The 9,427-nt window shown below is 73.5% G+C and carries 7 protein-coding genes; all 7 read left to right on the plus strand.

The window, feature by feature from the left end:
- On the plus strand, window positions 1-1,703 hold a 1,703-nt coding region (locus tag E0D90_RS19640), incomplete at its 5' end, for an SDR family NAD(P)-dependent oxidoreductase (RefSeq protein WP_130799455.1).
- A complete protein-coding gene (locus tag E0D90_RS19645) occupies window positions 1,700-5,407 on the plus strand; it encodes an SDR family NAD(P)-dependent oxidoreductase (protein ID WP_130799456.1) in 3,708 nt (1,235 codons plus the stop codon). The genes E0D90_RS19640 and E0D90_RS19645, both read left to right, overlap by 4 nt.
- Window positions 5,404-6,297 carry a 3-hydroxyacyl-CoA dehydrogenase family protein gene (locus E0D90_RS19650; RefSeq protein ID WP_103500189.1) on the plus strand — a complete coding sequence of 298 codons (894 nt, stop codon included), beginning with the start codon at window positions 5,404-5,406 and terminating at the stop codon, window positions 6,295-6,297. The genes E0D90_RS19645 and E0D90_RS19650 overlap by 4 nt, the downstream gene beginning before the upstream one ends.
- A 66-nt stretch (window positions 6,298-6,363) precedes the next feature.
- Window positions 6,364-6,621 (plus strand): acyl carrier protein, encoded by a 258-nt coding sequence (locus E0D90_RS19655; RefSeq protein ID WP_130799457.1) that lies wholly within the window; start codon window positions 6,364-6,366, stop codon window positions 6,619-6,621.
- Between the two features lie 21 nt (window positions 6,622-6,642).
- Complete coding sequence (locus E0D90_RS19660; RefSeq protein ID WP_227870342.1) at window positions 6,643-7,794, plus strand: acyl-CoA dehydrogenase family protein; 1,152 nt, start codon at window positions 6,643-6,645, stop codon at window positions 7,792-7,794.
- A complete protein-coding gene (locus E0D90_RS19665) occupies window positions 7,791-8,852 on the plus strand; it encodes an HAD-IIIC family phosphatase (protein WP_130799458.1) in 1,062 nt (353 codons plus the stop codon). Before E0D90_RS19660 ends, E0D90_RS19665 begins: the two co-directional genes overlap by 4 nt.
- On the plus strand, window positions 8,849-9,427 hold a 579-nt coding region (locus E0D90_RS19670; RefSeq protein WP_227870343.1), incomplete at its 3' end, for a thioesterase II family protein. The genes E0D90_RS19665 and E0D90_RS19670, both read left to right, overlap by 4 nt.

A 9,427-nucleotide genomic window follows, 5' to 3' on the forward strand; every position in this document is an offset into this window, starting at 1 on the left:
GCCCCACGCGGCAGGGCGAGGCCGCCCCCGAGGACGCACTGCCCCACGGCCTGCACACCCTCGCCGCCCTGGCCCGCGCGATGGGAGACGCCGGGCTCGCCAAGTGGAGCCTGGACGTGGTCACCTCGGGCACCGCGGCCGTCACCGGCGCCGAAACCCTCCACCCCGCGCTGAGCACCCTCCTCGCGGCGGTCCGGGTCATCCCCCTCGAATACCCGGGAGTCTCCTGCCGCCTGGTCGACCTCGAAGCCGGGGACCGGGCAGAGGCCGGTGCCACCGCCCGCCTGGTCGCCGGTGAACTCGGTGACGGGGGCCGGGAGCCCCTCGTCGCCCTGCGCGGCGGCCGACGCTGGCTGCCCGACTACGAGTCCGTCCCCGCCGCCCAGGAAGCCACCGCCCAGGACGCCACGACGGCCGACGCCGGAGCGACCGCGCCCGACGCCGGAGCGACCGCGCCCGTCACCGGCCCGGCACGCCCGCCCCTGCGCGAGCGGGGCGTCTACCTCGTGACCGGCGGACTCGGCGGCATCGGCCTCGCCATGGCCGAACGCCTGGCCCGCGACTGCCGCGCCCGGCTCGTCCTTCTCGGCCGCACCGGGTTGCCCTCCCGCGACACCTGGGACGCGATCCTCGCCGACCCCACCGTCACCGACGAGGTGCGCCGCCGGGTCACCGGCGTCCGCACGCTGGAGGAACTGGGCGCGGAGGTCGCCGTCGTCACCGGCGACATCGCCGACCCCGCCACCGCCCGCGCCGCGGTGGCCACCGCCCTGGAGCGTTTCGGCGCCCTCCACGGAGTGCTCCACGCCGCGGGGCTGCCCGGCATCGGCCTGATGCAGTTCAAGACCGAGAGCGAGATGGCCAAGGTCATGGCGCCCAAGGTCGCCGGCACCCGGGCCCTCGAAGCGGCCCTGGACGGCGTGGGGGTGGACTTCCTGGTGCTGTTCTCCTCCATCACCTCGGCCACCGGCGGCGGCCCCGGACAGCTCGACTACTGCGCCGCCAACGCCTATCTCGACATCCACGCCCACGCCGCCGGCCGGCGCCCCGGAGCACCCCGCACCCTCTCCGTCGGCTGGGGCGAGTGGCAGTGGAACGCCTGGGAGGCGGGCATGGCCGGCTACGACCCGGAGATGCGCGACTACTTCCGCGACAACCGCGCGACCTTCGGCATCGGCTTCGACGCCGGATGGCGCGCACTGCTGCGGTCCCTGGAACTGGGCCAGCCCCATGTCGTCGTCAGCACGCAGGACTTCGCGGCCATGGCCAGGGACAGCACGCTCTTCAACGTCGAGACCATCGGCAAGGCCCGTGACACCTGGCTCGACGGCGCCCACCACCCCCGCCCCGACCTGCTGACGCCGTACGTGGCGCCGGCGGGCGAGACGGAGAGCGCCATCGCGGAGGTGTGGGCCCAGATGCTCGGCCTGGAGAAGGTCGGCACCGCCGACAGCTTCTTCGCGCTCGGCGGCAACTCGCTGACCGGCATGGAGGTGATGGCGCGCATCCGCCGCCGCCTCGATGTCGACGACCTCCCACCCCACGTCCTCTACGAGGCACCGACCGTCAGCGCGATGGCCCGGTACGTCGAGGGCGATGACGCCACCCACCAGGAACCCCCCGCCGGGGAACGCGCGCGCGGAGACCAGCGCCGCGCCGGACTGCGGCGGGCACGGAAGAACAGGAAGACGGCGGGCGAATGAGCAGCGACACGACCCACACCGGCGGCAGCGCCTCCGGCGACGACCTCTCCGACGACTTCTCCGACGACGATCTCGACACCCGGGTGGCCGTCATCGGCATGTCCGGCCGGTTCCCCGGCGCCCCCGGCGTCGCCGACCTGTGGCAGGGACTCTCCGAGGGCTTCAGCGGCATCCGGGAGATCACCGACGAGGAGCTGGCGGCCGCGCATGTCCCGCCCGCCGTCCTCGCCGACCCGCGCTATGTGCGGCGCGGCGCGCCCCTGGACGACGTGGGCGAGTTCGACGCGTCCTTCTTCGGCTTCAACCCCCGCGAGGCCGAGATCACCGACCCGCAGCACCGCCTGTTCCTGGAGTGCTGCTGGGAGGCGCTGGAGAGCGCCGGCTACCCGCCGCAGAACATGCCCGGCACCGTCGGTGTCGTCGGCGGCGTCGGCTTCAGTCACTACGGCCTGCGGCACGTCCTGGCCCGGCCCGACGTGATGGCGACCATCACCAGCGGCCAGTACGGCATCAGCACCATGTCGGACTCGCTGTGCACGATGGTCGCCTACAAGCTGGGCCTGACCGGGCCGGTCCTCAGCGTGCAGACCGCCTGCTCCACCTCCCTGGTGGCCGTGCACGTCGCCGTGCAGAGCCTGCTGACCTACGAGTGCGACACCGTCCTCGCCGGAGGTGTCTCGGTCGAGGACCCGATGGCCGCCGGGTACACCTACGAGGAGGGCTCGATCCTCTCGCCCGACGGCCGGGCCCGCAGCCTCGACGCCGACGCCGACGGCAGCGTGTGGGGCAAGGGCGTCGGAGTGGTCGCGCTCAAGCGGCTCGGTGACGCGCTCCGCGACGGTGACCACGTTCACGCCGTCATCCTCGGCTCCGCCGTCAACAACGACGGCGCCGACCGCGGCGCCTACGTCGCGCCCTCCGCCGCCGGGCAGCGCGCCGTCATCGACGGCGCCCTCTCCGTCGCGGGGATCGACTCCGGCACCGTCGACTACGTCGAGTGCCACGCCACCGGCACCCGCCTCGGTGACGCCATCGAACTCGCCGCCATGGACAAGGCGTTCAGCGCACCCCGGGAGAGCCCGCTGGTGCTGGCCTCGGTCAAGCCGTCCATCGGCCACCTCGACCGCGCCTCCGGGGTCACCGGACTGATCCGCGCCGTCTCCGCCCTCGAACACCGCGAACTGCCCGGCACCCCAGGGTTCCGCACCCCCAATCCCGCGCTGGCGGCGGCCTCCGACCGGCTCCAGGTGCTGCCCGCCAACGTCCCCTGGGACCGTGGCGACCACCCCCGCCGCGCCGGGGTCAGCTCCTTCGGCGCGGGAGGCACCAACGCCCATGTCGTCCTGGAGGAGGCACCCGCCGCCGAGCGGGACTCCCGGGGGGCCGCCGGGCCCCAGGTGCTGACCCTGTCGGCGCGCACCCCCGCCGCCCTCGACGCCGCGGCGGGCCGGCTCCGCGACCACCTGGCCGGCGGCGGAGCCGGCGACGCCGATCTCGCCGACATCGCCTACACCCTGCAGGTCAGCCGCACCGGGTTCCCCTACCGGCTCGCCGTCGTCTGCGACAGCGTCGAGGACGCCGTCCTGGCCCTGGGTGACCCGGAGCGCGCCCGCGCCCACGGCCCGGCCGGAGGCGGCGCCCCCGCCACCGCACCGGCGGACCCGGCCGACGCCGCCCGGGTCTGGCTGGAGGGCGCCGACCCGGACTGGGCCGCGCTGCACGACTCCGGCCGCCGCCGGGTACCACTGCCGACCTACCCCTTCGAGCGGCGCCGCTACTTCCTCGACCGGGTCGCCCACCCCACGGCCGCGGCGGGCCCCGCCGTGCCGCAGGGACGCATCGAGGACCGGGCCGACTGGTTCGCCCACCCCGTCTGGCACCGCCTGCCCACCCCGGAGCCCGCCGGCTCCCGGGAGCTGCGGGAGGCGGGCCCCTGGTGGGTGCTGGCCGACGGCGCGGTCGGCGTGGCCGCCGTGCGGCGACTGCGCGAGGCGGGCGCCGAGATCACCGTCCTCACCCCCGAGGGAACCACGGTGGAGGGCGCGCAGGACGCCCGCCCCGTCGACCCCGCCTGCCGCGACGGCTTCGCCGGTCTGCTGACCGCCGCGGGGCGGCCCCGGAGCGTGCTCCACCTGTGGAACACGGTCGGAACGGCGGGTGAGTTCGGCGCGCCGGACCGTTTCGCCGCCGCCCAGGAGCGCGGCTACTACACCGTCCAGGCCCTGGCGGGCGCGCTCGCCACCGACCGCGCCACCGGCAGGGTGACCCTGGTCAGCTGCACCACGGGCGCCGTCGAGGCCGTCGGCGGCGACCTCACCGCGCCCGAACAGGCCACCCTGCTCGGTCTGACCCGAGTGGTCTCCCAGGAGGTCGGCGACATCATCTGCCGGCTGGTCGACATCGGCGAACGCGAAGGTGACGCCACCACCGCCGACACGCTCGCCGCCCGCGTCCTCGCCGAGACCGTCGACCCCGACCCGGCCACGGAGCCCGTCGCGCTGCGCCGGCGGGGCCGCTGGGTACGCGGCTTCGAGCCCCTGAGCCTTCCCGCCGTGGAACCCGACGTCCTGGGCACCGAGGGCCCGCTCCGGGAAGGGGCGACCGTCGTCGTCACCGGCGGCCTCGGTGACGTCGGCGCGGTGCTCGCCGCCCATCTGGCCGCCACCCGCTCCTGCAACCTGGTCCTGACCGCCCGCACCCCGCTGCCCCCCGAGGACGAGTGGCCCACCCTGCTGGAGGGCGCCACCGCGGAGGACCGCGCCGCACGCCATGTGCGCACCGTGCTGCGGCTGCGTGAGGCGGGCGCGCGGGTCCTCGCCGCCGGGGCCGACATCGCCGACCGGGAGGGGATGGCCCGCGTCCTCGACGCCGCCCGGGAACAGTTCGGCACGATCGACGCCGTCGTCCACGCGGCCGGAGTCCAGTCCTCGGACTGCTTCGGGCCGGTCGTCGACCTCCCACGCCGCGCCTGCGAGGCGCACTTCGGCGCCAAGACCGGCGGACTGCGGGTCCTGGAGGACCTCTTGCTGCCGGACGAGGCCCCGGTGCGGATCGCGGTCTCCTCGATCTCCTCGCTGCTCGGCGGCCTCGCCCACGGCCCCTACGCGGCGGCCAACGCGGGCCTGGACGCCCTGACCCAGGCGCTCGCCTCCGCCGCGGAGCCCGGCACCGGGGCGGCCGGCTGGCTCACCGTCGACTGGGACTCCTGGCTGGTGGGCGAGCGGACCGACGACACCCTGGGCGCCACCGTCAAGGGGCTCGGCATGTCGGGCGACGAGGGCGTGGACATCTTCGAACGCACCCTGGCGCTGCACGGCCGCACCGGCCATCTGGTCGTGTCGATCGGCCCGCTGGACCAGCGCCTCGCCCAGTGGACCGGCGCCCTGGACGACGAGGAGGACGCCGCCCCCGGCGAACGGCACCCCAGGCCCCCGCTGTCCGTGCCCTTCGAGGAGCCCGTCGGCGAGACCGAGACGGCGCTCGCGGGCATGTGGGGCGACATCCTCGGCATCGACGGCGTCGGCGCGAACGACAGCTTCTTCGACCTGGGCGGCCACTCGCTGGCCGCGGTGCGGCTCATGGCCCGTGTCAGGACGGCGTTCGGCGGGATGCCCGCCGACACACTGCTCGCCAATCCAACGGTCCGGGCTTTCGGCAAGGAACTGACCGCCGCGAGGGCGGCGGCGGAAGGAGCACAGCGGTGACGAACGTCGCAGTGGTCGGCGCGGGTGTCATGGGCACCGGCGTCGCACAGAACCTGGCCCAGAGCGGCCACACCGTCGTCCTGATCGACCGGGACGAGCAGACCGTCGAGCGGGCCATGGCCCGCATCGGACTCAACTGCCGTCTCAGCCACATGTTCGGCGGCCCCGAGACCGACTCCGAGGAGGTCCTCTCCCGGATCACCGGCGGCACCGACCTCGCCCTCCTCGCCGACAGCGAGGTGGTCATCGAGAACATCACCGAGAACTGGGAGCTGAAGAGCGAGCTGTACCCGAGGCTTGACGCGGCCGCGCACCCGGACGCGGTGTTCGTCGCCAACACCTCCGCCATCCCCATCACCCGCATCGCCTCCCTCACCTCCCGGCCCGAGCGCGTCGCCGGCGTGCACTTCATGAACCCGGTGCCGATGAAGCCCGCCGTGGAGCTGATCCCCGGCCACCACACCACGCCCGAGGCGCTGGAGCGGGTGCGGAGCCTGCTGGACTCCATGGGCAAGAAGGCCATCGACGTCAACGACGCCTGCGGCTTCGTCTCCAACCGGGTCCTGATGCTCACCGTCAACGAGGCCGCGTTCCTGGTCCACGAGGGCGTCGCCGACGCCGAGACCGTGGACGAGGTCTTCCGCAGCTGCTTCGGGCACCCGATGGGCCCGCTGGAGACCGCGGACCTGATCGGCGTCGACACCATCCTCTACAGCGTCGAGGTGCTGCACGAGCACTACGCCGACAGCAAGTACCGGCCCTGCCCGCTGCTGAAGAAGATGACCGACGCCGGCCTGCACGGCCGCAAGAGCGGCCAGGGCTTCTACCGCTACGACGGCTCGGGCGCCGCCGTCACCAGTAGCCGCGAACCGCTCCCGGCCACCGGCTGACCCCTGTGCCACCGAGACTCTGACGCCCCGCCACCCGTCCTTCTCCCTCAGCAAGGAGACACCCCCATGAGCAGCACCGAGATCCGCTCGCAGGTCCGTGAGTTCATCAGCGGGCGGTTCCCGCAGGTCACCTTCGACGACGACCAGGACATCTTCGAGATGGGCTTCGTCAACTCCCTCTTCGCGATGGAGCTGGTCGTGTTCGTCGAGCGCACCTTCTCGGTGCGGGTCCCCAACGGCGAGCTGCGCCGCGAGAACTTCCGCTCCGTGACCTCGATCACCGAGGTCGTCGAGCGGGTCACCGCCGCCTCCACCACGGCCTGACCGACGAGAGCGGGAGACACCGTGGGAATCACCGAAGAGCTGGGCACCGCGCCCGCCGAGGACGAACTACTGGGCTCGGTGAGGGAGTTCATCGACCGGGAGGTCGTGCCGCACGCCGACGCGTGGGACCGCGAGGAACGGCTGCCCGCCGAGGTGCTGCGGCGGGTCGGCGAACTCGGCCTGTGGGCGCCCTTCCTGCCCCACGGGCACGGCGGCCGTGCCCTGCCGATGAGCACCCTGGCCCGGCTCCACGAGGAGGTCGGCCGCGGCTGCTCCTCCGTGCGCAGTCTGCTCACCGTGCACGGCATGGTCTCGTGGTCGGTCCACCACTGGGGCACCGACGAACAGCGGGCCCGCTGGCTGCCCCGGCTCGCCGACGGTTCGCTCCTCGGCTCGTTCGGCCTGACCGGCCACGAGAGCGGTACCGGCGCCGACGTCTCCGGCACCACGGCCACCCCCGACGGCGACGACTGGCTGCTGACCGGCCGGAAGAAGTGGATCACCGGCGGGCAACTCGCCGGGCTCTACCTGGTCTTCGCCCAGGCGGGAGGCGGGATGACCGCCTTCCTGGTGCCGCGCGAGGCTCCCGGTGTCAGCGTGACCCCGTTGAGCAACGTGCTCGGCACCCGCGCCAGCCACCTGGCCGAGATCCGCTTCGAGGAGGTGCGGCTGCCCGCCGACGCCGTCCTCGGCCCCCTCGGCTGGGCCGCCGGCACCGTCATGACCTCGGCCCTCGACCTCGGCCGGCTCAGCGTCGCCAGCGGCTGCGTCGGCATCATCCAGGCATGCCTGGACGCCTCCGTCGCGCACACCCGCACCCGGATGACGGCCGACGGGCCGCTCTTCGACCGGCAGCTCGTCCGCCGCAAGATCAGCGACATGGTCACCGGCCTGCGCACCGCGCGGCTGCTGTGCCGCGACGCCGCCCGCCTCAAGGACGCCGAGGACCCCGGGATGATCATGGCGAACATGGTCGCCAAGTACCACGCGTCCACCGCCGCCGCCTCCTGTGCGGACGCCGCCGTGCAGCTGCACGGCGCCGCCGGATGCTCCCAGGAACACCCGGTCGCCCGGCTCTACCGGGACGCCCGCGTCATGGAGATCATCGAGGGCTCCACCGAACTCCAGCAGATCACCATCGCCGAACAGGCCCACCAGGAGGTGACCCGGTGAGCGACCCCACCGCCGCCGCGGACGTGACCGCACCCAGCCCGGGACAGATCAAGTGCGTCGTCTGGGACCTCGACAACACCCTGTGGGACGGCACCCTCCTGGAGGACGAGACCGTCACCGTCCGCCCGGAGGTAATCGCCGAGATCCGCCGTCTCGACGAACTGGGCGTCCTGCACTCCGTCGCCAGCCGCAACGACCACGACCACGCCATGGAACGGCTGCGCGCCGAGGGGCTGGAAGAGTACTTCCTCTACCCGCAGATCAACTGGAACCCCAAGTCCGGTTCCCTCAAGGAGATCGCCTCCGCGCTCAACATCGGGCTCGACGCCCTCGCCTTCGTCGACGACCAGCCCTTCGAACGCGCCGAGGTCTCCCACAGCCTGCCCGAGATCACCGTCGTGGACGCCCTCGACCTGGCCGTCCTCCAGGAGCCGGGCTTCCGGCCGAAGTTCGTCACCGACGAGTCCCGGACGCGCCGCTCCATGTACCGCAGCGCCGTCGTCCGCGACCGTGCCGAGCAGGAACACGTCGGCACCGGTGAGGAGTTCCTCGCCACCCTCGGCATGCAGTTCACGATCAGCGAGGCGGGCACCGAGGACCTCCAGCGCGCCGAGGAGCTGACCGTCCGCACCAACCAGCTCAACTCCACCGGCAGGACGTACTCCTACGAGGAACTCGACGAGCTGCGCCGCTCACCCGACCACCTCCTGCTGGTGGCCTCCCTCACGGACCGCTTCGGCTCCTACGGCAAGATCGGCCTCGCCCTCGTCGAACGCGCGGGCCCCGCCTGGCACCTGCGGATGATGCTGATGTCGTGCCGGGTGATGTCGCGCGGCGTGGGCACCGTCCTGCTCAACCACATCATGACCCTCGCCGCGGAGGCCGGCGCCTCGCTGCGCGCCGAGTTCGTGGAGACCGGCCGCAACCGCATGATGTACGTCACCTACGCCTTCGCCGGGTTCACCGAGGCCGAGCGCGACGGCGACCATGTCGTCCTGGAGGCGGACCTCGGCCGCGTCCAGCCCGCGCCCCCCTACCTGACGGTGGAGCTCTCGTGACCACGGCCTCCTCCCGCCGCGACCACCGCGCCTGGCTTCCGCTGGCCGAGGCGGACGTCTCCAGGCCCCGGCTGTTCTGCTATCCCAACGCCGGTGCGGGCGCCGCCGCGTTCGCCTCCTGGCGCGCCCTCGCCCCCGACGGCGTGGACATCTGCCCGCTCCAGCCGCCCGGCCGGGCCGAGCGCTACCAGGAGCAGCCGCACCGGCGGCTGGACGCCCTGCTCGACGACCTGATGACCTCCCTCGACGGGCAGTTCGACGGGGTCTTCGCGCTGTACGGCCACAGCCTCGGTGCGCTGGTGGTCTACGAACTCACCCGGCGGCTGCGCGCCGAGGGCCTGACCGCACCGGTCCACCTGTACGTCTCGGGCCGCGCCGCGCCCCACCTCCGCGACGTGCGGCCCCGGCTGTACGACCTGCCGGCACCCGAACTCGTCCCGCACCTGCGGGAGATCGGTGGCACCCCCGAGGAGGTGCTGGCCGCCCCCGACCTGCTGAACATCTTCCTGCCCACCCTGCGGGCCGACTTCGAGGTCAACGAGAACTACCGGCACGTCCCCGCCGACCCCCTCACC

Source organism: Streptomyces otsuchiensis (genome assembly GCF_004305975.1).
GTDB classification, from domain to species: domain Bacteria; phylum Actinomycetota; class Actinomycetes; order Streptomycetales; family Streptomycetaceae; genus Streptomyces; species Streptomyces otsuchiensis.

Coding starts and splice junctions, on each gene's coding strand:
- E0D90_RS19645 (WP_130799456.1), top strand. CDS start 1,700: ATGAGCAGCGACACGACCCACACCGGCGGCAGCGCCTCCGGCGACGAC.
- E0D90_RS19655 (WP_130799457.1), top strand. CDS start 6,364: ATGAGCAGCACCGAGATCCGCTCGCAGGTCCGTGAGTTCATCAGCGGG.